General features: G+C 70.1%; 10 protein-coding genes. 8 read left to right on the top strand and 2 right to left on the bottom strand.

Features of this window, described 5'->3' with window-relative positions:
* Window positions 1-231 precede the first annotated feature (231 nt).
* On the bottom strand, window positions 232-870 hold the full coding sequence (locus tag DX923_RS13325) for a TIGR00645 family protein (protein WP_240322637.1): 639 nt from the start codon (window positions 868-870) through the stop codon (window positions 232-234).
* Between the two features lie 99 nt (window positions 871-969).
* Window positions 970-1,188, bottom strand: a complete 219-nt coding sequence (locus tag DX923_RS13320) for a phosphopantetheine-binding protein (RefSeq protein WP_116115616.1) — start codon at window positions 1,186-1,188, stop codon at window positions 970-972.
* Window positions 1,189-1,276: 88 nt separating this feature from the next.
* Here DX923_RS13320 and DX923_RS16970 point away from each other — a divergent pair, with 88 nt between their 5' ends.
* The 8 genes from DX923_RS16970 to DX923_RS13280 all read left to right on the top strand — a co-directional run bounded on the left by DX923_RS16970 (window position 1,277) and on the right by DX923_RS13280 (window position 24,864).
* Window positions 1,277-14,944, top strand: coding sequence for a non-ribosomal peptide synthetase (locus DX923_RS16970; RefSeq protein ID WP_116115615.1), 13,668 nt, complete (start codon window positions 1,277-1,279; stop codon window positions 14,942-14,944).
* Entirely contained in the window at window positions 14,941-15,942 is a 1,002-nt protein-coding gene (locus DX923_RS13310; RefSeq protein ID WP_116115614.1) for a Fe2+-enterobactin ABC transporter substrate-binding protein, read from the top strand. The genes DX923_RS16970 and DX923_RS13310 overlap by 4 nt, the downstream gene beginning before the upstream one ends.
* Before the next feature lie 34 nt (window positions 15,943-15,976).
* Window positions 15,977-16,183 carry an MbtH family protein gene (locus DX923_RS13305; protein WP_006503239.1) on the top strand — a complete coding sequence of 69 codons (207 nt, stop codon included), beginning with the start codon at window positions 15,977-15,979 and terminating at the stop codon, window positions 16,181-16,183.
* A gap of 129 nt (window positions 16,184-16,312) precedes the next feature.
* A complete protein-coding gene (locus DX923_RS13300) occupies window positions 16,313-17,980 on the top strand; it encodes a (2,3-dihydroxybenzoyl)adenylate synthase (protein WP_116115613.1) in 1,668 nt (555 codons plus the stop codon).
* 61 nt (window positions 17,981-18,041) lie between these two features.
* Complete coding sequence (locus tag DX923_RS13295; RefSeq protein ID WP_116115612.1) at window positions 18,042-19,304, top strand: lysine N(6)-hydroxylase/L-ornithine N(5)-oxygenase family protein; 1,263 nt, start codon at window positions 18,042-18,044, stop codon at window positions 19,302-19,304.
* Window positions 19,305-19,386: 82 nt separating this feature from the next.
* Entirely contained in the window at window positions 19,387-21,219 is a 1,833-nt protein-coding gene (locus DX923_RS13290; protein WP_116115611.1) for a siderophore-interacting protein, read from the top strand.
* A gap of 1 nt (window position 21,220) precedes the next feature.
* The gene (locus DX923_RS13285; protein ID WP_116115610.1) at window positions 21,221-22,993 is read left to right on the top strand and encodes an ABC transporter transmembrane domain-containing protein; all 1,773 of its coding nucleotides are present in this window, start codon (window positions 21,221-21,223) and stop codon (window positions 22,991-22,993) included.
* Window positions 22,990-24,864: an ABC transporter ATP-binding protein gene (locus DX923_RS13280; RefSeq protein ID WP_162872986.1), complete on the top strand. Its 1,875-nt coding sequence runs from the start codon at window positions 22,990-22,992 to the stop codon at window positions 24,862-24,864. The genes DX923_RS13285 and DX923_RS13280 overlap by 4 nt, the downstream gene beginning before the upstream one ends.
* Window positions 24,865-25,159: the final 295 nt, after the last annotated feature.

Below are 25,159 nucleotides of genomic sequence, written 5' to 3'. Positions count from 1 at the left end.
TGGGTCGGCTCGTCCGTACGGAACCGGTCGGCCGGTTCGCCCCGGCGGAGGGGAACGGCCGTGGGGATGTCGTGGACGACACCCCTGGGTCATGTCGGCGGCAGGACCGCCGAGGTTAGCCCGGAGCGGTGATGGAAAGCGAACTCTTTTGGCGGCAGAGCGCGAACAGCGGCTCCCACCGACTCTGGGTCGTGGTGGGAGCCGCTGTTCGCGCTCGTGGCGTAGTGGTCGTCAGTGGGAAGTCTGGCGGGAGGAGTTGTCGATCCAGGCCAGGCCCATCGCCGACAGGATGAAGGCCAGGTGGATCGCCGTCTGGGAGAGCAGTAGAGCGGTGGCCGTCGAACCCATCGTCGCGTAGTAGCTCTTGGCCTCGACGAAGGTCTTCAGCAGGTGCACCGAGCTGATCCCGATGATCGCCATGGCGAGTTTGACCTTCAACACGTTGGCGTTGACATGGCTGAGCCACTCCGGCTGGTCGGGGTGATCCTTCAGATCGACCCGGGAGACGAAGGTCTCGTAGCCGCCGACGATGACCATGATCAGCAGGTTGGCGACCATCACCACGTCGACCAGGCCCAGCACCATGAGCATCATGTCCGATTCCTTCAGATCGGTGATGTGGCTGGCGATATGCCACAACTCCTTCATGAAGGTGAAGACGTAGAACATCTGCGCGGTCACGAGCCCGAAGTAGAGCGGTGCCTGTAGCCAGCGGGAAGCGAACAACACTGCACCGACAGTACTGCTGAAGCGGCGGTGCGGCGCAGCGGCATGTTCGGGAGGTGCGGACGACGCGGGCGAAGCCTCGGGTGGCGGCGAGGCAGGTGTGCTCGAAGGGGACGTCGGTTCGACGGTGGCGGTCTTGTCCACGGGGGCTCCAGACGTCGCTCATTCAATGTTGACGGGGGAATGGTACTGGAGCGAACCAACTTTGAGGGTTACATCTTCATCATGTGATGCAGGCCACATTTAGGCGAACAGTTCTTCCCAGGCATTCAGCCGGGGGTCGTCGGCCAGATCGATGAAGTCGATGTCATGGCCGGCCTCACGAATGAGCTCGACCACTCCCATCATTCGCACGGAATCGAGGCCCTGGTCGGCGAGGCTGATGTCGGGATCGACGTCGGCGGGGGAGACGCCCAGAGCGTCGGCAATGTGCTCGGTAAGGGCGCGCATGAGGTTCTGCATCGGTGAACTCCTCGGAGAATGTCAAGAATCGCAAGTATTAGGTTAGCCTTGCCTAAATTTTGAGATGTTCACCTGAGGAGCAACACCCATGCGCAGCCACTCGCACCCCGCAGCCGACCAGGCCCAGGGGCACGAGGCCATGCCACTGACCAGCGCGCAACTCGGGATCTGGCACGCCCAACGCCTCGACCCGGCCACCCTCACCTACGTCGTCGGCGAAATCCTCGAACTCCGCGTACCCCACGACGCCGACGCCCCCGACATCCACCGCCTCGCCGACGCCGTACGCCGCACCGTCGACGACGCCCAGACCCTCCGCCTGCGCTTCCTCGACACCCCCGACGGTCCGCGCCAATACATCGACGACACCCCCGCCGAGGCACCCCAGATCATCGACCTGCGGAACAGCCCCGACCCCCACGCGCACGCCCAAGCCATCGTCGACGACACCCGCGCAGCCACCGCCGAACACTGCCGCACCATGACCGGCCGGCAGCTCTACCAGTACACCCTGCTCCACCTCGACGACCACGAGATCTGGTGCATCCAGCTCTACCACCACCTCCTCATCGACGGATACTCCGCCGCCCTGCTCACCCGCCGGATCGCCGCCCACTACACCGCACTCACCCGCGGCAAGGACGCCCCACCCCACCGCTTCGGCACCATCCCCGACCTCGTCCGCGACGACCTCGACTACCGCGACTCCACCGCCCGCCAAACAGACCTCGCCCACTGGCGCGACATCCTCACCCCCACCCCCTCCGTCGACGGACGCCCCACCCCGCCCGTCGGCACCAGCGGACGCACCGTCATGGCCCGCACCGTCCTGACCCCCGACACCCTGCAAGCGCTACGCGACCTCGGCCGCACCCGCGAAGGAACCTGGGTCGACGCCCTCCTCACCTGCTACGCCGCCTACCTCCACCGCCTCACCGGCATGGAAGACCTCGTCATCGCCCTCCCGATGATGACCCGCAGCGGACGCCATCTACGCACCCCCGCCATGGCCGTCAACGTGCTCCCCCTCCGCGTCCACGCCCACCCCGAGAACACCCGCGGCGAACTCCTCACCCAGATCATCCGCGCCGTCGCCGACACCCGCGCCCACCAGAACCTCCGCGGCGAAGACCTCCCCCCGGAAACCGGGATCCCCGGGGAACTCCTCCACGGCATCGGCATCAACATCAAAGTCTTCGACCTCAGCCTCAACTTCGCCGGACACCCCGGCGTCCTGCGCAATATCGCCGGCGGGCCCCCCGAAGACCTCGGCCTCACCGTCACCCCCCACCCCAGCGGCGGACTCGAACTCAGCTTCGAAACCGACCCCACCCGCATCCCTGCCACCCGGCTACGCCACCGCCTCGACGCCCTCGTCCACATCATCGACACCCTCACCGGTGACATCCCCGCCGACCAGGACACCCCCGCCGACCACCCCGCCCAGGACGGCCCCACCATCGGCGCGCTCGCCCTGCACGCCGACGACGCCCGGATACACGCCGAACGCCACCGAGCCGACGCCCTGCCCACCCCCACCGGCGGCGACCACCCCGTCGCGCTGCTCGGTGTCCTCGCCCGCGAGCACGCCGAGGACACCGTCCTCGTCTGCGGCGAAAACGCCCTCACCGGCCGTCGGCTCGCCGAAGACGTCCACCGGATGGCCCGCCACCTCCGCGCCCACGGACTCGGCCCCGACGACATCGTCGCCCTCGACCTGTCCCGCAGTGCCACCCTCGTGACCTGCCTGCTCGGCGTCCTCGGCGCCGGCGCCGCCTACAGCATCATCGATCGCGAACACCCGGCCGCCCGCAGACGGACCATCGCCGCCGACCTCGCCCCGGCCCTCGTCATCACCGACGACACCGGCGACCCGGACCTTGCCCCCGGCACACCCCGACTCGACCTGTCCGACAATGCCACTCAACTGGCCATCGCCGACCAGGACACCGCAGCGCCCGTGCTGCCTGCAGGCAGCAGCAACCGGCTCGCCTACGTGCTGCACACCTCCGGCACCACCGGAACCCCCAAGGGTGTCGCCATCCCCGTCAGCGCCCTCACCCACCTGCTGCGCCACCACCGCCACACCCTGCACCCCGCTGCGGCCCGACGCGCCGGGCGCCCCCGCGTCGCCGTCGCCCACACCGCGGCCTTCGCCTTCGACGCAGCCCTCGACCAACTGTCCTGGATATTCAGCGGCCACCGCGTCCACCTGTACGAACCCACCCTGCCCACCGACCCGACGGCCTTCACCGCCACCCTCGCCGCCGACGACATCGACGTCCTCGACACCACCCCCTCCCTCGCCGCAGCCCTCGTCGAAAGCGGACTGACCACCGGCGCCCACCGACTGAGCACCCTGCTGCTCGGCGGCGAAGCCCTCCCCGCGAACCTCTGGCAGACCCTCGCCGCCACCGACATCGACACCTGGAACATGTACGGCCCCACCGAGGCCACCGTCGACGCCGTCCACACCGCCGTCGACCCCGGCGAACCACACCTCGGTTCACCCCTGACCGGCACCCGCGCCTACCTGCTCGACCACGCCCTGCACCCCGTCGCCGACGGTGAAACCGGCGAACTGTACCTGGCCGGGCCACAACTCGCCCGCGGCTATCTGAACCGACCCATCGAAACCGCCGCCCGCTTCGTCGCCGACCCGTTCACCCCCGGCGGACGCATGTACCGCACCGGCGACCTCGCCCGGTGGATCCCCGGACGCGGATACGCCTACCTCGGACGGGCCGACCGACAAGTCGAGATCCGCGGACACCGCGTCGAACTCGCCGAAGTCGAAGCCATCCTGCACAGCCAGCCAGGCGTCACCGGATCTGCCGTGCTCACCGGCGGACCCGCCGACCGGCAACACCTCATCGGCTATGTCACCGGTGACCGCGACACCCTCACCGCCGACGGCCTCCGAAACCGCCTCGCCGAGAACCATCCCGACTACCTCGTCCCCGCCCACATCGTCGTCCTCGACGCCTTCCCCACCACCGTCAACGGGAAAACCGACCACGCCGCGCTGCCCGCACCCCACGCCGAACACACCGGCCGCGCCGCCGCCACCGGGCCCGAAAAAGACCTCGCCGACGTCGTCGCCGACGTTCTCGGCCACCCCGACATCGACGTCGACCGTGACCTGCTCGCTCTCGGCGGCGACAGCATCACCGCCATCACCATCGCCGCCCGCGCCCGCCGCGCCGGGCTCGACCTCAGCCCCCGCGACCTCCTGTCCTCCCAGAGCCTCGCCCGCATCGCCGCACACGCCAAGCGGGTCGACCCCGGTAGTGGTACGGACGCCACCGGGAACCAGGACGCCCCGGCCCCGACCACCCTGCGCGACGACGCCCCGATCGGCGGCTTCCCCGCACCGCCCGTCGTCCGCAATGCCCTCGCCACCACCGTCGACCCCGACGGACTCCGCGGCTACGCCCAATGGACCGTGCTCGACACGCACACCACCCTGGACATCGCCGCCCTGACCGCCGCCGTCGCCCGCCTGCTCGACCACCACGACGCCCTACGCATCGTCCTCGACGACCGCACCACCACCGACGCCCGGTTGCTCGTCCGCCGCACCGGAGCCGTCCCCGCCGACCAGGTCGTCACCGCTCTCGACCCGGTCGACGACCCCCACCACCTCACCGACCACGCCGAACGACTCGCCGGTGACCTCGACCCCCGGGCAGGACAGTTACTGCGACTCGCTGTCCTGCCCGGCCACACCCCGACCGGCGACCCGCAGCGCACCCCCGGCGACCGGCTCCTCGTCGTCGCCCACCACCTCGCCGTCGACGGGCTCAGCTGGCGCCTGCTCACCCACGACCTCCGCGCCGCATACACCGCCGCCGTCCACGACCACGACCCCGAGCTCGCCGCCGTCCACACCTCCTGGCGGCACGCGGCCACCACCGCCGCCGACCACGCCGCCGCAGGGCAGCTGCGCGGACAACTCGACCACTGGACCAACACCCTCACCGGGGCCGAAACGCCCCTCGGCAGGCGCCGACCCGACCCGACCCGCGACACCTACGCCACCGCACGCCGCGCCGTCGACCGCGCCGACCACGCCACCACCCGCGCCGTCCTCACCGACCTTCCCCAGGCCTACCGGACGACCCCCGAAGAAGTCCTCCTCGCCGCCCTCCACCTCACCCTCGCCGGGCACGACCTCGACCACGGCCGCCCCGGCCACAGCCGCGCCGTCACCATGGAAAGCCACGGACGCGACGGGCTCCCCGGACACCCCGACCTCAGCGCCACCCTCGGCTGGTTCACCACCGAATTCCCCGTCCGGCTCGACCTGCCCAGCCAAGCCACCACCGCCGAAGCCCTCGACGACGCCCTCTGCGGTGGCACCTACGCCGGCTGGATCCTGCGCGCCGCCAAAGAAGCCCGCCGATCCGTCCCCGACGGAGGCAGCAGCTACGGACTGCTGCGCCACCACGACCCACAAGCCGGCCACACCCTCGCGGCACTGCCCGCCCCCGAGATCGTCCTCAACTACCTCGGCCGCTTCACCTCGACCGAAGACGACTGGACCCTCCCCACCGACCAGACCTTCCACGTCTGCGAGCCGGCCCGACGCGCCCTCACCGAAACCCTCGCCGTCAACGTCTTCGTCGCCGAAGACACCGACGGGCCCCGGCTCAGCGTCGAATGGACCTTCGCCGGCGAACTCCTCGACGAAGCCACGACCGACGACCTACGCGCCCGCTGGGCCGAGAGTCTCGCCGCGCTCACCGTGCACGCCCGGAACACCACCGGCGGAGCCAGCCCCAGCGACCTCGCCGTCCCCGGCGTCGACCTGGCCACCCTCGCCGCACTGGAAGACCGCCACGGCGCCATCGCCGACATCCTGCCGCTCAGCCCCCTCCAGGAAGGGCTGCTCTTCCACGCCCTCAGCGACGACCACGACGCCTACACGCTGGCCGCAGCCCTGGACATCACCGGCCCGGTCGACGCCGAACGCCTGCGAACAGCACTGCACGACACGGTTGCCCGCCACCCGCAGATGGGCGCCGCCTTCGACGTCGACAGCCTCGACCACCCCGTACAGATCCAACCCCGTCACGTCGACATCCCCTTCGACACCCACGACCTCAGCGCACTGCCCGCCGCCGCAGCCCGCCGCGCCGCCGACCGCATCCTGCGCCGCACCGCCTGCCGCCAGGTCGACATCGCCGCCGCGCCACTGATCACCGCGACCCTCATCGCCATGCCCGCCGGAGAACACCGCCTGATCCTCGGCGGACACCACCTGCTCACCGACGGCTGGTCGACACCGATCTTCGCCCACGAAGTACTCCACGCCCACGATCACGGCGTCGCCGACCTTCCCGCCGTCACCCCCTGGCGGGACTACCTGGCCCACCTGTCCGACCGGAGCGAACATGAAACCCGGCAGGCCTGGCGCACCCGCCTCGCCGGAGTCCACGAAGGAACCCTCCTCGCCCCCGGACACCGCCCCCAAGGCCCCGGCAGCGCCGTCCGCAGCCACGTCCCCCTCACCGACGACACCGCCGCCGCGCTCCCCGAGACCGCCCGACGACACGGCCTCACCCCCAACACCCTCCTCCAAGGCGCCTGGGCACTGCTCCTCGCCGAACGCACCGGACAGCGAGACGTCCTCTGGGGGACCACCGTGTCCGGACGGCCCACCGACCTGCCCGGCGTGGAACGCATGGTCGGGCTCTTCGCGAACACCGTGCCCTGCCGGCTGACCCTGGACGCCGACGACGACCTCTTCACCACCCTCGCCCGGCTCCAAGACGGCCACAACGCCATGCACCGGGCCGAACACGCCCCACTGGCCGTCGTGGAACGCGACGCCGGAGCCGGACGACTCTTCGACAGCCTCGTCGTCTACGAGAACTACCCCTCGCCCGCGCCGGAACACGGCGAAGGCCTCCGCCTGACCGGGATCGACAGCAGCGGCGGCACCCACTACCCGGTGACCGTCATCGCCCCACCCGCCGACGGATTCGTCGTCGTCATCGACCACGACCCGCACGTCTTCGACGAGACCGCCGCCACCGGCCTACGCGACCGCCTCGGGGAACTGCTCACCGCGCTCGTCACCCGCGACGACGCCCGCATCGGCGAGCTGATCACCCTCCCCGAACAGGCCACGGCCGAGGCTCCACCGGCATCCATCACCCCGGACGTCACCCCGGCCACCGTCGACGCAGCACCCGACGACGCCACTTCCACCGCCGCCACCGTCGACGACCAGGTCGCCACCACCATCGCCATCCTGATGGCCGAACGGCTCGGCCACGACCACATCGGCGTCCACGACGACTTCTTCGAACTCGGCGGACACTCCCTGATCGCCATGCGCCTGCTCGGCGCGATGCGACGCCACGGCCTCGCCCTCAAGGTCAACGACATCTTCGACGGACGGACCGCCACCGGCATCGCCGCCCGCGTCCACCGCACCGACCGGTTCACCGCCTCGACCACCACCTCCGTCGACCACACCCCTGCCCGCCCCGACGGCACGGACACCACCCACCCCTCGACCAGCGCCCCCCGAACACCCCTCGCCCCGACCCCCGACGACGGACTCACCGCCTCCCAGCGACGACTCTGGTTCCTCCACCAGCTCGAAGGACCCAGCACCACCCACGACGTCCCCTTCGCCGTGCGCCTGCACGGACCCTGGTCCGAAGCCGCCCTCGACGCCGCCTGGCGGAGCGTCCTCGCCCGCCACCCCGTCCTACGCACCATCTACCCCGTCGCCCCCGACGGCAGCCCCACCCTGACCGTCCTACCCCTCGACGAGACCACCGCGCCCACCCGCCTCGACGCTCCCACCGGAACCACCCCCGAGGGCGCCGTCGCGCAGATCCTCGCCGACCCCGGCCATGCCGTCGACATCACCCGTGAACAGCCCACCCGCGCCCACGTGGTGACCCTCGCCCCCGACGACCACATCCTGCTCGTCACCGCCCACCACATCGCCGTCGACGCCGCCTCCGCAGGCCCCCTCCTCGGCGGACTCGCCGAGGCCTACCAGGCACACCTCCACGGACAGCCCGTCGACGAGACACCCGTCATCGCCGACACCCCGGACCTCGACCCCCACGCCGACATCCGCGCCCTCGACCACTGGACCACCGCGCTCGCCGGGCTCCCCGAAGAACTCGACCTGCCCGTCGACCGGCCCCGACCCGACCACGGCAGCAGCCAAGGCCAGGTCACCGTGCGCGCCCTCGACGAGGACACCGCCCGCGGCATCGACACCCTCGCCGCCACCGAAGGCGTCAGCCCGCTGATGATCGTGCAAGCCGCCGTCGCCGCGGCCTGGCAACTCCTCGGAGCCGGCACCGACATCCCCCTGGGCAGCACCGTCACCCTGCGGGACGACCCCGACGGGCACCCCCGCGCCATCGGCTACTTCGTGAACACGATGGTCATCCGCGCCGACCTGACCGGACGACCCACCGGACGCGACCTGATCCACCGCATCCGCGCGCAAGTCCTGAACGCCCTGGAACACCGCGGACTACCCTTCGAAACCGTCGTCGACCACTGCGTCACCAGCCGATCCCAAGCCCGGCACCCCCTCTTCCAGACCCTCGTCTCCCACGAGACACCCGCACCCCTGCCCGCCTTCGGGACGCTCACCGCGACCGCCGTCGACACCCGCACCACCACCAGCAGATTCGACGCCGCACTGTGGCTCGTCGACCACGCCGACGGCCACCGAGCGCTCCGTCTCACCGGCGCCGCCGACCTCTTCGACCCGGCCACCGTCGACCTGCTCGCCGACACCGTCACCACCGTGCTGCACCACCTCGTCACCGCACCGGCGGACACCCTCGACCGGATCACCCTCGACACCGACCGGCCCGCCGACCCACCCACCCGCGAGCGCGCCCCCGACAGCGTGCCCGCCCGCCTCGCCGCCCAAGCCGCGCACACCCCCGACCAGGTCGCCGTCCGCTGCGGCACCGACGAACTGACCTACCAGGAACTCCTCGGCCAGGTCGACCGCACTGCCGCTGAACTCCACCGCCGCGGCATCGGCCGAGGCGACATCGTCGGCGTCGCCGTCCCCCGTTCGACCCGGATGCTCATCGCACTCCTGGCCGTGCTGCGCGTCGGTGCCGCCTACATGCCCCTGGACACCGGGCACCCGGCGAGCCGTCTGGCCGCCATGTGCGAGGACGCCACCCCGATCTGCCTGCTCACCACTACGGACACCGCCGCCGAACTGCCCGACCTGGGCGCACCCACCCTCCTGCTGGACACCCTCGACCAACACGGCCAGGAGGACACCGGACCGCAGACCCTCCCACCCCTGCCCGGCAGCACCGACGACCTCGCCTACGTCATCCACACCTCCGGCTCGACCGGCCGCCCCAAAGGGGTGATGATCACCGCGGCGAACCTCGCCGTCTTCCTCGACACCGTGCTCGCCGACCAGTGGATCGCCCCCGGCGCCCGCCTCCTCGCCGTCACCACCGTCTCCTTCGACATCGCCGGACTCGAACTGTTCGCACCCCTGCTCGCCGGCGGCACCGTCGTCATCGCCCGCCGCGACGACATCCTCGACCCTGAGACCCTCACCGGCCTCCTCGCCGACGAACACATCGACGTCCTCCAAGCGACACCCTCACTGTGGCGGGCCCTGATCGACCATGCCGAAGAACACCAGGACACCACCCTGGCCGCAGTACGCGCCCTCATCGGCGGCGAAGCCGTCCCCACCGACCTCGGCGCCGCCATGGCCCGACACTGCCAGGACGCCCGCAATGTCTACGGACCCACCGAAGCCACCGTCTGGGCGACCTGTGACCTGCTCACCCCGGACGGCCCGGTCACCATCGGCGCACCCTGGACCGACGTCCACACCCGCATCCTCGACAGCGCCCTGCGCGATGTTCCCGACGGCGTCGCCGGCGAGCTCTACCTCGGCGGCGCTCAACTCGCCCGCGGATACCTGGCCCGCCCCAGCCTGACCGCCGCCCGCTTCGTCGCCGACCCCGACCGGCCCGGCCGCCGCCTCTACCGCACCGGCGACCTCGTCGTCCGGCGCCACGGCCGCATCACCTTCCTGCGCCGCGCCGACGACCAGGTCAAAGTCCGCGGCCACCGCATCGAACTCGGCGAGGTCGAGAAGGCGCTCGCCGCGGCGACCGGGGTACGTCGCGCTGCGGCCACCGTCCGACCCGACGCCCAAGGCACTCCGAGACTGCTCGGCTACGTCGTCCCCCTCGACGGGTCCCAGGTCGACCCCGCGCAGATCCGCGCCGACGCCGCCGGGCACCTGCCCGACTACATGCTGCCCACCGTGATCACCGTCGTCGACGCCCTGCCGATGACCCTCAACGGCAAGATCGACCGGGCGAGACTGCCCGAACCCGCCGTGCAGACCGCCGCCGGACGACGCCCCGACACCCCCGCCGAACAGGCCGTCTGCGCCGCCGTCGACATCCTCCTGGGGACGACGGGCAGCGGACCCGACGACGGCTTCTTCACCTTGGGCGGCGACAGCATCAGTTCGGTACGGCTCGTCGCAGCGGTCCGTTCCGCCGGATACGAGACGACCGTGGCAGAGGTCTTCGCCACCGACACCCTCGGCGCGCTCGCCGCCGCCGCGACCCCGATCGGCTCCGTCGGGGACGCCACTCCGGACAAGGACGGCGGGCAGGCCGTGGACGGCCCGGCCGACACGTCGACCGACCGTCCGGAGCGTCGGATCACCGTCGAGCCCACCCCTGAGCAGAGCCGCCTCCTCGACGAACTCTGCCCCGGCTGGACCGAAGCACTCCAGGTCACTCCTCTCCAGGAGGGCATGTACACCCAGTCCACCTTGGACGCGGACACCGCCGACGCCTACGTGGTGCAGCACCACTTCGATCTGCCCGGCGGCCTCGATCTGACCGCCGTCCAGGCAGCGCTGGCCGATCTGCTGCGCCGACATCCTTCTCTGCGTGCAGGATTCACCCATCACGGATTCGGCCGGCCGGTGCAATTCCTCGCCCCGGCCGCTCGGGTGCCCTTGACCGAGGAGGACGCCGACGGCGAAGAAGCCGCGATGCGGATCGCCGCGCGTGAGTTCGCGACCCGCATCGACCCGGCTGCGCCGCCGCTGATCCGCGCGACCGTCGTCCACCTGCCCGGCGGGCTCGACCGTCTGCTCATCACCCAACACCACCTGTTGACCGACGCCTGGTCGCAGTCGGCGCTCTTCGAGGAGCTCTTCCGACTGGTGCGCCGCCATCAGGGACAGGACGAGGCGGCGCTGCCTGCCGCACCCGACTTCCGGGACCACCTGCGTGTCGTCGTCGGCGCAGATCCGGAGGAGGCCGCCGCAGCCTGGCGTGACTACCTGACCGACCTGGGCGATGCCACCCTCCTGGGCGTCCCCGGGGCGAAAGCTGCGGCGGCCACTCCGTCACGGAGCCGCCGGTCCATCGACTCGGTGACTGCGGACCGGTTACGAGCCCGGGCCCGCACCTGGGGGGTGGGCCCGGCCCTGCTGGTCTCCGCGGCGTGGGGGCTGGCATTGCGGGCGGTCAGCGGAGCCGACGACATCGTCTTCGGTTCGACGGTCTCCGGACGGGATCCGCGCGTCCCCGGTGTGGAACGCATGGTCACGCTGACGATCAACACCGTCCCGGTGCGGGTGCGGGTCGACCCTGCGGAGAAGATCGTCGACCTGGCCCGCAGGCTCTTCCGTGACCAGGGGCGCTTGCAGGAGTATCAGCAGGTCGGTCTGGCCGAGGTCCACCGCATCGCCGGACGTAACCCGTTGTTCGACACCCTGCTCGTGGTGCGGAACACTCCCCGGCAGTCGTCGGTGAACGAGGTCTTCGCCCGGGCCGGGGTGGTTCGCGCCGAAGCCGTCGACGCCACCCACTACCCGGTGGTCCTGGACTGCGACCTGCAGGGCGCGGATCAGGAGATCGTGTTGACCTGCGAGCACCGCGACGACCTGGCTGATCCGGCGCGGATCGCCGACCTTTTCACCCGGGTCGCCGACATCCTCGCCGACCTGGGCACCCTGCCCGAGGGAACTCCGGTGTCCGTGCTGACCGGGAGCCCGGTCGTCGGTGACCGGCCCGCCCCGGTCGTCGTCCCGGAGCCGGGGCGACCAGAGGGCAGCGTCGACGCCCTCCTGCGGGAGCGGGCTGTGGCGACTCCGGATGCCGGGAGTCTCGTCTGCGGGGAGACCCGGCTCACCGCCCGGCAGGTCGACGAACGGGTCACCCGGATGGCGGCGGTCCTCGCCGATCACGGATTGGGCCGCGGCGACCGGGTCGGCATCTGTGTGCCGCGCACGGCCGACCACATCGTGGCGATCTTCGCCGTCCTGCGCACGGGCGCCGCCTATGTCCCCTTGGACCCGGTGCTTCCGGCGCGTCGGTTGCGCGATCTGGCCGCTGACGCCGGCGCCGCAGCTGTCGTCGTGGACCGCCGGACGGGGGAGAACTTCACCGGCTGCCCGGGCGGCAGCGCGCCGGAGTTGATCGTGCTCGACGAGATCCTTCCGATCCTGGACGGCGACCGGCCCATGCCGTCGGTTCCGGCGGAGCGCCTCGCGGGCCCGGCGCATGCCGACGATCCGGCGTACGTGATGTACACCTCCGGGTCGACCGGTCTGCCCAAGGGGGTGGTCATCGGCCATCGCGGGTTGACGGCGATGTACCACAACCATCGGGACGAGATCTTCGCTCCGACGGTGACCCGGGCCGGTCGCACCTTGCGGATCGCGCACACGGTGAACTTCGCCTTCGACATGTCGTGGGAGGAGCTCTTCTGGATGCTCGCCGGGCATGAGATGCACGTCATCGACGAGGCGGAACGTCTCCGTCCTGACCGGTTGGTGCCGCACTACCGGCGGGTGGGGATCGACGTGGTCAATGTGACTCCTTCCTACGCCCGGGAGCTGATCGACGCGGGCCTGCTCGACGGTGACGTCCACCCGGTGCTGGTGATGACCGGCGGTGAGGCGGTGCCACCGCAGCTGTGGACGATGCTGCGGGAACGCCCCGATGTCGCCGGGTACGACCTGTACGGGCCGACCGAGTTCACCATCAACGCCTTCGGCTCGGACTTCGCCGCGAATCCGTCTCCCTGCCTGGGAAAGCCGGTGCGCAACTGCCGCCCGTATGTCTTGGACTCAGGTCTGCGAGAAGTACCGGTGGGCGCCTGCGGTGAGCTCTATCTGGCCGGTGACGGCGCTGCGCACGGCTATGCGGGACGTCCGGCGGCTACGGCGGCAGCTTTCGTGGCCGATCCCTTCGCCGACGACGGCAGCCGGATGTACCGCACGGGTGATCTGGTGCGCCGAGAAGCCGACGGGACGTTGAGCTACCTGGGCCGTACCGACCGTCAGGTCAAGATCCGCGGTATCCGGATCGAGCCGGGGGAGACCGAGTGTGCGGTGCGTGAACTGCCCGGTGTGCAGGGGTGTGCCGTCGATGTCCGGGGGAGCGGTGCAGCGGCCCGTCTGGTGGCGTGGGTCGTCGTCGACGGGAGCGGACGGTGGGAGGTGTCCGGGGTGCGTTCCGCGCTGCGGGATGTCCTGCCGGTGCATCAGATCCCGTCGGCGGTCGTCGAGGTCGACGCTCTTCCGCTGAATGCGAACGGCAAGCTCGACCGTCCGGCCTTGCCCGACCCGGCTCCGGTCGTCACGGGGGTGGGCCGGCGTCCGGCCACCGCGGCCGAACGGGCGGTCTGTGCTCTGGTGGCGCAGGTGCTCGATCTGGAGGTCGCCCGGGTCGGTCCGGAGGATGCCTGGCCCGACCTGGGCGGGGATTCGTTGCGGGCGATGCGTCTGTCGACGATGGCTGAACGTGCCGGTGTCGACGTGGACGTGGCTGATCTGCTGGCCGGGGTCGTCCTGGGGCAGATCGCTGCGACGGTGCCCAGCGCGTCGGAGGAGGAGCGGCCGGGGCAGGACATTCTGCTGCCCTTGCGTCGCTCCGGCAGCGGCGAACCCTTGTTCTGTATCCACCCCGGCGGCGGCTACGCCCTGCCCTTCCTGCCCTTGGCCCGGCGGCTGCGGGCCGACCGTCCGGTCGTCGGGATCCAACTCCCCGAGCCGGGCGTCCTCGGCCCGGTGGAGACCTTCGACGGCCTCGTCGAGCACTATGTCGCGGCGATCCGGGGCGTCCAGCCCGAGGGGCCCTATCACCTGTTGGGCTATTCCTTCGGTGGCACGGTGGCCTATGCGATGGCCGGGCGGCTGCGTGCTGCCGGGCAGCAGGTCGCTTTCGTCGGGTTGCTGGACAGCGAGCCTCCGCGCGGTGCGGATGTTCCGCCGCGGGGGTCGTCTGCGCTGCCGACCACCGACGAGCAGGTCATGCGGATCGCCGGTCTGACCGCGGAGGCTGCTCGGCGTTCGTCGGCGCTGTTGGAGTCCTTGCGGGCGAATCTGGCCCGGTGTCTCCGGTTCGCCGATGAGGCGAGGCTTCCCGACTATCCGGGGGCAGTGACCTTGGTGGTGGCCGAAGCCGACCGTCGTGTCGGTGGCGACGGTGCCGGGGAGGCCCTGCCGGGACGGCCCGGTTGGACGCCCGATATCGGGTGGCGCCGGGCACATCGTGGGTCGTTGGCAGTGCACTTCGTGCCCTTCGACCACGCCGGGATCGCGACGGACGAGGGCTGGAGCCAGGTCGTTCCGCTCCTGGACGCCGATCCTTCGCTGGCCGCTGCCGGTCAGCGCCTTCCATCTCCGCTTGTCGAGCAGCGATCGAGCGGTACGCACCAGCACATCCGAGGAGAATCATCGTGACCTTTCCCAGCATGAAGCGACGACCACGCGCCGTTCCGTTGACCGCGTCGTGCCTTGCGGCAGCGGTTGTCCTGTCGGGGTGCACCCAGGGCAGGTCCGAGGGGACGGCTGGTTCCGGTGATGAGAAACGCACGGTGAAGAGTGCCAAGGGTGACATCCAGGTGCCGAAGGAGCCCAAGCGGATCGTGGTTCTGACCGGTGGTTTGGCGGGTTATGCCTTCCGGTTGGAGGCGCCGGTCGCGGCGACGGACACCCGGGTGTTGGGGGTCACCGACCTGAAGGGGGAGTTCCCGCCTTCGTGGGCCGACCCGGCGACGAAGCAGGGGACGAAGGCGCTGCCCGGCGGCGAGGAGCTGAGCATCGAGGCGGTGGCGGCAGCGAAGCCGGATCTGATCATCGGCGGTGGTCAGGGGATCTCTGCGGTGCAGGCCGACAAGCGGTATGACGACCTGAAGGCGATCGCTCCGACGGTGCTGGTGCCGACGTCGGTGACCGACTGGAAGGAACAGTTGCGGATGGTCGCCGATGCGGCCGGGCGCACGAAGAAGGCCGACGAGCTCATCGAGGCGTACACGAAGCGGGTCGCCGAGGTGAAGGGCAAGATCAAGGTGCCTGAGGGCAAGACCGCGGTGATGCTCTCCTTGCAGACGAAGGAGCCGAGTCTGGTGCCTTCGACGGCGGCGCTTCCGTCGTTGTTGAAGGAGGTTGGCTTCGACATGGATGACGTCCATGAGAAGGCCGACAAGCCGAAGTTGTACGGGTCGGGGGACTCGTTCAATGTCAGCAAGGAGTTGCTGCCGAAGGTGGCCGATGCGCCGAATACCTTCGTGATCCCGGTAGGTGGTCCGAAGTTGGCTGAGCTACAGGCAGACCCGGTCTATTCGCAGTTGCCGTCGTTCACTGGCAAGAAGGTGAACGAGTTCCCGGCGACGAGTTACCGACCTGATTACGACAGCGCATTGCAGACGCTGGATCTGCTCGAGAAGACGTTCTCCTGAGCGTCGTCCACACCGTCAGTTAAGGAGTGACCTGATGTCGACCAATCCGTTCGACGACGAGTCCGGCCGGTTCTTCGTACTCGTCAATGAGGAGGAGCAGTATTCCTTGTGGCCGGTGTTCCGGGAGTTGCCCGGGGGCTGGCGGGTCGTCTTCGGCGCGCCTGAGGGGGCGTCGCGGGCCGAGTGCTGCGAGTTCGTGGAACGTACGTGGGTCGACATGCGCCCGTTGTCGATCCGCTGATCTGTCGCGGGTGGCCCCTCTGATCTGAGGGGCCACCCCGGCGGTGTGTCCGGGCGGGGGCGTCCTCGTCGGTGGTGGCGGCGTGTCCGTCCTGTTCTTGTCGTCCTCTTCTGAAGGAGTGCTGTGTCCATGTCGTCGTCGAAGGTCGAGCCCACGGTGGGTCCGGATGGGGGTGTTCCGGAGGGGCACACCGTGTCGGGGTTCCCTGCGGAGCTGGTGGACCGTTATCGACGTGAGGGCCTGTGGACCGAGGACACGCTGGACGACCTGTTGGCGGAGGCGGCCCGTCGGTGGCCGGATCGTCCTGCGGTGAGCGACCGGTACCGCCGGGCGACCTATGCGCAGTTGGATGCGGCGGTCGATCGGGCGGCGCGGGTGTTGGCGGCGCGGGGGGTCGGTGTCGGGGACGCCGTGGTGGTTCATCTGCCGAATTCGGTGGCTTTCGTGGAGACGGTCTTCGCGGTGCACCGGTTGGGGGCGGTGCCGGTGTTCGCTCTGGCGGCGCACGGTGCGGCGGAGGTGCGGCATTTCGTGGGTCTGGCTCCGGCGCGGGCGTACGTGGGTCCGGATCGTCCGGGGGAGCGGTTCGCGGCGGTGCCGTCGATGGTGCGTGCGGAGTTTCCCGAGGTGGAGGTGGTGTTGGTCGCGGATCGGGCGGAGGATCCGTGGTCGGTGGCGTCGGGGTGTGCTCCGGTGGCGCGGGCCGAGGTGTCGGCGTTGTCCTTGGCGTTCTTCCAGTTGTCCGGTGGGACGACGGGGGTGCCGAAGCTGATTCCGCGGACGCATGCGGAGTATGTGTACTCGGTGCGGGCCAGTGTCGAGGTGACGGCGTTGACCGGGGACGACGTGATGTTGGTGGTGTTGCCGGCGTCGCACAATTTCACGATGAGTTCGCCGGGGATCCTGGGGGCGTTCATGGTGGGCGCGCAGGTGGTCCTGGCGGCGGATCCGAGCCCGTCGACCTGTCTGCCGTTGATCGAGGCGCAGGGGGTGACGGCGGTGGCGCTGGTGCCGCCGTTGTTGTTGGCCTGGTTGAATTCGCCGCTGCGGGAGCGGTCGGAGTTGTCTTCTTTGCGGGTGTTGTGGGTCGGTGGCGCGAAGTTGAGCGAGTCGGTGGCCTGTCGGGTGGTCCCGGAGTTGGGTTGCGCTTTGCAGCAGGTTTTCGGGATGGCCGAGGGCCTGGTGAATTACACCCGGTTCGACGACGACCCGGAGTTGGTGTTGTCGACGCAGGGGTGTCCGCAGTCGTCGTGGGACGAGGTGCTGGTGGTCGATGATGCGGATGTTCCGGTGGCTTCGGGGGAGCCGGGGCATTTGTTGACGCGGGGTCCGTACACGATTCGTCGTTATCACCGGGCGCCGGAGCACGATGCGCGTTCGTTCACGGCGGAGGGTTTTTATCGGACGGGGGATGTGGTGCGGCAGTTGCCGTCGGGTCATCTGGTGGTGGTCGGCCGGGCGAAGGATCAGATCAACCGTGGCGGGGAGAAGGTTGCTCCGGAGGCGGTGGAGAACGAGTTGTTGGCGCATCCGGCGGTGCACGACGTGTCGGTGGTGGGTCTGCCGGACGAGGTGTTGGGGGAGCGGGTGTGCGCTTATGTGATCGTGCGTGATCCGGAGGCGGCGGATGTTCCGGATGCGCGGGGTCTGCGGCAGTTCTTGCGGGCGCGGGGGTTGGCGTCCTTCGCGATTCCGGATGTGGTGCATCTGGTGCGGGAATTTCCGCAGACGGGGGTGGGAAAGGTCAGTAAGCGTGGATTGCGTGAGGATTCCGAACTCCCCTTAGCGCAAAAATGAGGTTAGCCTTACCTAAGTAGCTGGTTCTCCCTGGTACGACACAACACCGAAGAGGCTTCTCGTGTACGACATCATCGGCATCGGCTTCGGCCCCGCCAATATCGCCCTGGCCATCGCCCTCGCAGACCACAACCGCGAAGCCCCCGCCGATCGTAGGATCACGGCGATCTTCCTCGAGAAACGCGACCACTTCACCTGGCATCCCGGCATGATGCTCCCCGGGACCACCATGCAGATCTCCTTCCTGAAAGACCTCGTCACCTACCGCGACCCGGCCCACCCGCTGTCCTTCCTGACCTATGTCCACCAGGCCGGACGGCTTCCGGACTTCGTCAACAAACAGAGCTTCTTCCCCACCCGTCAGGAATTCGCCGACTATCTCACCTGGGCCGCGAAACACGTCGAGGACGTCGCCCGCTACGGGAGTACCGTCACCGGCGTCGAGGTCGACCGGGCCGGCAACCAGGTCACCGTCACCACCGCCGACGGCGCCACCTTCCACGGGCGCAGCCTCGTCCACGCCCCCGGGCTCGTCCCGATCATGCCCGTCTGGGCCGACGCCTCCGACCGGGTCTTCCACACCCACGACCTGCTCACCTCCCTGGACGCCGCACCGGGCAAGATCCGCACGGCCGTCGTGATCGGCTCCGGGCAGTCCGCCGCCGAAGCCGCCCAGCACCTGCACGACACCTGCCCCGAACGCACCATCCACGCCGTCTTCGGCAAGGTCGGCTACACCCCCGCCGACGACTCGCCGTTCGCCAACCGCATCTTCGACCCCGACATGGTCGACCGCTGGCACGGCGCCGACCCGCAGGTCCGCGAACGCATGTACCGCTACCACCGGGGCACCAACTACTCCGCCGTCGACCCCGTCCTCATCGAAGACCTCTACACCCGCGCCTACGAAGAACTCGTCACCGGCCGACCCCGCCTGCACATCCACAACTGCACCGAAGCCGTCGACTGCACCGAGGACGCCGACGGCGTCACCCTCACCGTCCGCGACCTGATGAACGGACGAGAAGAGACCCTGCGGGCCGACGCCGTCGTCATGGCCACCGGCTACCGTGGCGCCGACCCCGCCGACCTCTTCGGCAACAGCGCCCGCTGGTACCGCCACGACAACGGGCTCCCCGCCGTACTCCGCGACTATCGTTGGGCCCCTGTCGAAGACGCGCTTCCTTCCGTGTACCTCAACGGCGGGGTGGAACACACCCACGGACTGACCTCGGCGCTGCTGTCGAACCTCGCCCTGCGCAGCAGCGAGATCCTCGACAGCATCCTGGCCGCCCGAGCAGGTCAGGAGCGCGCCAGCGCCTGAAACACCAGACTCCCCACAACCAGCCCGGCCGTCAGGTCTGCCCCTGACGGCCGGGCTCCACATCGCCACGAACGAGGAGCCCATGCCCCGCACCAGCCGCGACCGGACCGTCTACCCCATCACCGTCCGGGAACTCCAGGTGATCGACGCCTACGACCTCAGCCCCGGCATGCGCCGGGTCGTCCTGGGCGGCCCCGGACTCCACGCTCACGAACGGAATGGCGTCGCCGTCCCCGCGCTGGTCAGCAACGGTTTCGACGACGACGTGAAGATCATCGTCCCCGACCCCGCCACCGGGGAAGCCGTCGCACCCGAGCCCCTGCCCGACGGTCGCCTCGACTGGGACGAACGCACCATCTCCCTGGCCCGCACCTACACGGTGCGCAGCTTCGACACCGAGACCGGACAGCTCGTCGTCGACTTCGCCCAACACATCGCCGGACTCGCCTCGACCTGGGCCGGGCGCGCCCGCCCCGGACAAACCGTCCACGTCGCCGGACCCAAGGCCTCCTCGGCACTGCCCACCCACGCCGACAGCCTCCTCGTCGCCGGCGACGAGACGGCACTGCCCGCCATCGCCCGCTGCCTGGAAGAACTCCCCGCAGGCTTTCCCGTGCAGGCCGTCGTCGAAGTCGCCGAGACCGACCACATCGTCCCACTGGCCACCCAGGCCGACGCCCGTACCACCTGGGTGGTACGCGCCGAAGGCGGCGACTTCATCCGGACCACCCAGGAATGCCCCCTCGGCGAAGGCACCCCGTACGTGTGGGTCGCCGGGGAAGCCGGACGGATCAAACCGCTGCGCCGCTGGTTCACCCACGACTGCGGACTCCCCAGGAGCGACGTCGAGATCACCGGCTACTGGAAGGAACGTCCCGTCGTCACCATGGGCGACGACCCCTCGACCATCGACGTCGAAGCCACCGGGCCCCGCCCGACCGCCGTCATCCACGAGACGACCGAACTCGCCCCGGCCTTCGCGATCCGCGCCGCCTGCGAGATCGACCTGTTCGCCGCCATCGACGAAGGCGTCGACAACCTGCCCGACCTCGCCGGACGCACCGGCGTCCCCGCCGAACGACTCGCCCGCCTGGTCCGCTACCTCGGCGCCCTGGAATACCTGCGACTCGACGACGAAGGATTCCTGCACCTGACCCCGCTGGGCAACGAACTCTCCGACCCCGACTCCCACATGGTCGCCTCCCTCACCGGAGCCGCCGCCCGCCGGGATCTCGCCTTCATCGGCCTCCTCGCCGGGCTGCACACCGGCGAATGCGCCTCCCAGGACGGGCAGACGATCGTCGCCGAACTCACCGGCGACGGCGAGATCGCCGACGACCACGCCGACCGGGTCGCCCAGGAAGCCGGGTTCACCGCTCCGGCACTGCCTCCCGTCCTCGACCTGACGGACGGCGAACAGGTCACCGTCCTCGGCCCGGGAGCCGGGGTCTACGCCGACGAGATCATCCGGCAACGCCCCGACCTGTCGGTCACCGTCACCGGTGACGACCGGCAGCTCCGCCGCTGCCGCGACGAGATGAGCGCCGCCCGCAGGGCCGCCGTCACCTTCACCGCGGCACCCCGGCCCGGACAGCTCCCGGCCCCGGCCGACACCGTCGTCGCCGTCGACCTGCCCGGCACCACCGCTGCCGAGGACCTCCCCGCCTTGATCAGCGAACTCCTCAGCAACACCGGGCGACTCGTCATGGTCACCCCGCTGCTCGACCCGGCCAGGCCGGACGAACACGAACTCGAGGACGACCTGCGCAGGCTCTGCCTGCACGGCGCCGCGCTGCCCACCCGCAGCGACCTCGAAGCGCTCGCCGCCGTCACCGGAACCACCCTCACCGGCCTCGACCCCGTCGGCTGGGGACAGCACGCCGTCACCTTCCGCGCCGGCCCGGAGAGCAGCTGACGTGCCGATCACCTGCGTCCCCGATGACTCCCGCATCGACGACCGCACCCTGCAGATCACCGAGGACACCACCCCGGCAGGCCTGCTCCGGCAGGTCCTGACCGCTCATCCTCGGCGTACCGCGCTCGCCGCCGTCCTGGCCGTGCTCCACCAGGTCGGTGAGGCGTGCGTTCCCCTGCTGATCGGCTGGGCCTTGGACGGTCCTGTCGCCGCAGGGGATCTCGCCGGGACCCTCACCTATGTGGGCGTGCTCGGCATGGCTTTCGTGGTGTTGTCCACCGGCTACCGGATGGGGGCGCGGCTGGCTTTCGCCGGTTACGGCCAGGTGGAGCACGAGCTGCGCACCTTGACCACCGACCGCATCCTCGATGCGCGTGGTTTCGGCGGGCGTCCTCGTCTCGCCGGGGATCTGCTCGCGGTGGCCAGTAGTGACGTGCAGGCGGTGGCCCGCACCAAATTGATCTCGTTCTTCCCGGTGGGGGAGATCGCCGCGCTGTTCGCCGTGGGTGTGCTGCTGGCGGTCATCTGGTGGCCCTTGGCCGTCGGGGTCCTGATCGGTGCCGCGGTCACCGTCGCGGTCGCCGACCGGGCGATGCGGCCGTTGGCGGCCCGGTTGCGTGGTGCGCAGGCCGCTGCTGCGGCTGCTGCGGGCACGGCAGCCGACCTGATCAGCGGCTTGCGGGTCGTGAAGGGTCTGGGTGCCGAGCCGGAGGCCCGCCGCCGGTACGAGACCTCGTCGCGGTCTGCCCTGGATGCGGCATTGCGCGCCAATGGTTCGCGGGCGGTGATGGAGAGTTCGACCGCCTTGGCCGGGGGGCTCTTCGTGGTCGCTGTCGCCGGAGTCGCCGCTCACCGTACGGTGCACGGGCAGTTCACGATCGGTGAGCTGGTCACGGTGGTTGCTCTCACCCAGCTGGTGGTCGGCCCGATGACGCTGCTCGGACGCAATGTCGGCATCTTCTGGGCGGCAGGACTGGCTTCAGCAGAACGGGTCCTGACCCTCCTCCGCACCCCCCACGACCAACAAGGCCCCACCCTCAACCGGAACCTGAGCACCGTACTTGGTGCTCAGGTCCCGGTTGAGGGGGAGACGAAGCGGGACGGGGAACTGGCGCTGTGGGTCGCTGGCCGTCAGTACCGCTTCGGAGAAGGGGAACTCGTCGTGATCGAGGCGACACCTGAGCAGAACGCCCAACTCGGACGCCTCCTCGGCGGCACCTCCACCGCGACCCCAGGACCGGACGACCGGGCCACCTTCTCCGGCACCGATCTCGCCGACTGCCCCGTCGACCTCATCCGCACCGTCGTCCACGTCGCACCCCACGACACCCACCTCTTCCCCGACACCCTGGACGACGCCGTCGCCGCCGGCCGCGGAACCCCGGACAACACCCGCGCAGCCCAGACAGCCGCCGGCCTCGACGACGTCCTCGCGCTCCTCCCCGAAGGCGGACACACCCAGATCGGCGAAGCAGGCCGTCGACTCTCCGGCGGACAACGCCAACGGGTCGCCCTCGCCCGCGCCCTCGCCGGACGCCCCGCCGTCCTCCTGCTCGACGACCCGACGACCGCCGTCGACGCCGTCACCGAGAACCAGGTCGCCCGCAGCGTACGCGACTTCCGCGCCGAAGGAATCACCCTGGTGTGCACCGCATCCCCGGCTTGGCGGGCCGTCGCCGACCGGACGATCACCCTTCCCGAGCCCACCCCCGACGAGGACGGCGACGCCCAGCCCGAGGCCTCCCTCGAACGCACGGCAGGAGCCACCTCGTGACCACACCCACCCCTACCGCCGACACCTCGGCCCCGGAAACCTTCGCGCTCGCCTCAGGCCGCGAAGTCTGGGCGGAGACCCGCCGGTTGGGCCGCCCGCAGACCTGGCGGGTCGCCCTCGCGGTGCCGCTGCTGCTCTTCGCCGCTTTCTGCGGCCTGGCGCTACCAGCGGTGCTGGGCGGACTGGTCGACATCGTCCGAGGCCGTGAGGTCCCGCTCCTCGGATCAGGTTCGGACGCAGTGGTCCGGTCGATCGCGGTGATGGCGGCGGCGACCCTCGCGGGCGCGGCAGCACACGGGGTAGGGACGGTCCTCTCCGCGGGGGCCGCCGACCGGGTGGTCGCCGACCTGCGCGAGCAGGCGATGCGGGCTGCCCTGCGTCGGCCGCTGGCACGGGTGGAGCGGGCCGGCAGCGGAGACATCGTCTCGCGGACGACCGATGACGTCGCAGCAGTGACATCGGCGGTCAACCAGGCCGTCCCTGCGCTGACCGGCGCCGGCGCAGCCGTACTGGTCACCGCGGTGGGAATGGCCGGCATCCATTGGTCTTTCGTGGTTGCCCTCGTGGTGGTGACCTCACCGGTGTACGCCTTCGTGGTGCGCCGGTACCGGCGGGAAGCACCGCCGCTGTACGTGGAAGAACGCGCGGCCAGGGCATCCCGGGCCGGTGAAGTCCTCGGGATCGCCGAGGGCGCCTCGACCTTGCGGGCGCTGCAACTGCAGGACTACCGCCGTCCCCGGGCTTCCCGACCGTCGTGGCAGGTCACCCGGTTGACGGTGCTGGTACAGGTCGCGACGACCCGCCTGTTCGCCGGGGTGAACCTGGCGGAATTCCTCGGGGTGAGCGTGCTCTTGGCGGTCGGCACCTGGCTGGTACAGGCCGGCGAGGTCTCGGTGGGCCAGGCCACCGCAGCGAGCCTGTTCTTCTTCAGACTTTTCGGCCCGATCGGTGCGCTGGTGATGGTCATCGACCAGGTGCAGTCGGCGTCGGTGTCCCTACAGCGGATCGTAGGCCTGGGAACGGACATGCCGACCGGGCAGATCGGCGAACAGAAGACGGCTGGTGGGCCTGGGGTGGGGCCGGGACGGGACGCGGAGCCGACGGACGGAACAGCGACTCAGGGAGCAGTCGTGCCCTGTTCGGGTGATCTGACCGCGCAGGCGTTGACCTTCGCCTACGACGGGGGTGCCCGCGTGCTGGACGGTTTCGATCTGACGGTGCCGCAGGGGTCCTCCTTGGCCTTGGTGGGGGCGTCGGGCGCGGGCAAGTCGACGGTGGCGGCCTTGTTCACCGGGGTGCGCAGCCCGCAGGGCGGCCAGGTGCTTTTGGGCGGGGTGGATGTGGCGTCGATGCCGCCGCGGGTGCGGGCGCGCTCGCTGGTGTTGATCGCGCAGGAGAGCCATGTCTTCTCGGGGTCTTTGCGGGACGATCTGTGTTTGGCGGTGCCGGAGGCCGATGAGGCTGCGGTGCAGGCTGCGGTGGAGGTGGCGGGGCTGTCGGAGTGGGTGGCGTCCTTGCCCGATGGCGTGGACACGGTGATCGGTGGTGGCGGGGTGCCGGTGTCGCCGGTGCGTGCTCAGCAGATCGCGATCGCCCGGGTGGCTTTGTTGGATCCGCCGGTGGTGGTCTTGGACGAGGCTGCCTCGGAGGAGAGTTCTGAGCCTGGCGCCGGGGTGGACGAGGCGGCGATGCGTTTGGCGGCGGGTCGGACGTCGGTGGTGGTCGCTCACCGTCTGGAGCAGGCACGGCTGGCTGATCGCATCGTGGTGATGGATTCCGGTGCGGTGGTGGAATCCGGTTCGCACGAGGAGCTGTTGGCGGCGGACGGCCGGTATGCCCAGCTGTGGCGGGCCGGTCGCTGCGAGTCCTGACCGGGCTCGGCTGCTGGATGAGGCGACGCCTGCGGCACCAGCAGGTCGAAGAACGTTTGGACAACGATAAACGCTTGGTCGTGGTCTTGCGTAAAGGTTTATGCAGCTGAGTTGGTCCGGTCTGAAGCGCTGGCCTGCAGCCTAATCCGGCAGGTTTACGTGCGCCGATTTTTGGGGAGATATTGCGGCTGAACCTAAGGCTGGAGCTCAGTCGTTTGCTGTGGTTTTGGTATGCGGCGGAGTGTTCATCTGGCCAGACGGGTCACTCCGGTTAGCCTGCGAAAGCATGAGATAT

This window comes from Austwickia chelonae (genome assembly GCF_003391095.1).
GTDB lineage: Bacteria > Actinomycetota > Actinomycetes > Actinomycetales > Dermatophilaceae > Austwickia > Austwickia chelonae_A.
The sequence above is the reverse complement of the archived record's forward strand: the minus strand, read 5'-3'. Positions and strand labels throughout refer to the sequence as shown.

What these genes read in the sequence shown, in the direction of transcription:
- DX923_RS13320 (WP_116115616.1), bottom strand. Translation starts at nt 1,188, where the DNA reads ATGCAGAACCTCATGCGCGCCCTTACCGAGCACATTGCCGACGCTCTG.
- DX923_RS16970 (WP_116115615.1), top strand. Translation starts at nt 1,277, where the DNA reads ATGCGCAGCCACTCGCACCCCGCAGCCGACCAGGCCCAGGGGCACGAG.
- DX923_RS13300 (WP_116115613.1), top strand. Translation starts at nt 16,313, where the DNA reads ATGTCGTCGTCGAAGGTCGAGCCCACGGTGGGTCCGGATGGGGGTGTT.
- DX923_RS13305 (WP_006503239.1), top strand. Translation starts at nt 15,977, where the DNA reads ATGTCGACCAATCCGTTCGACGACGAGTCCGGCCGGTTCTTCGTACTC.
- DX923_RS13290 (WP_116115611.1), top strand. Translation starts at nt 19,387, where the DNA reads ATGCCCCGCACCAGCCGCGACCGGACCGTCTACCCCATCACCGTCCGG.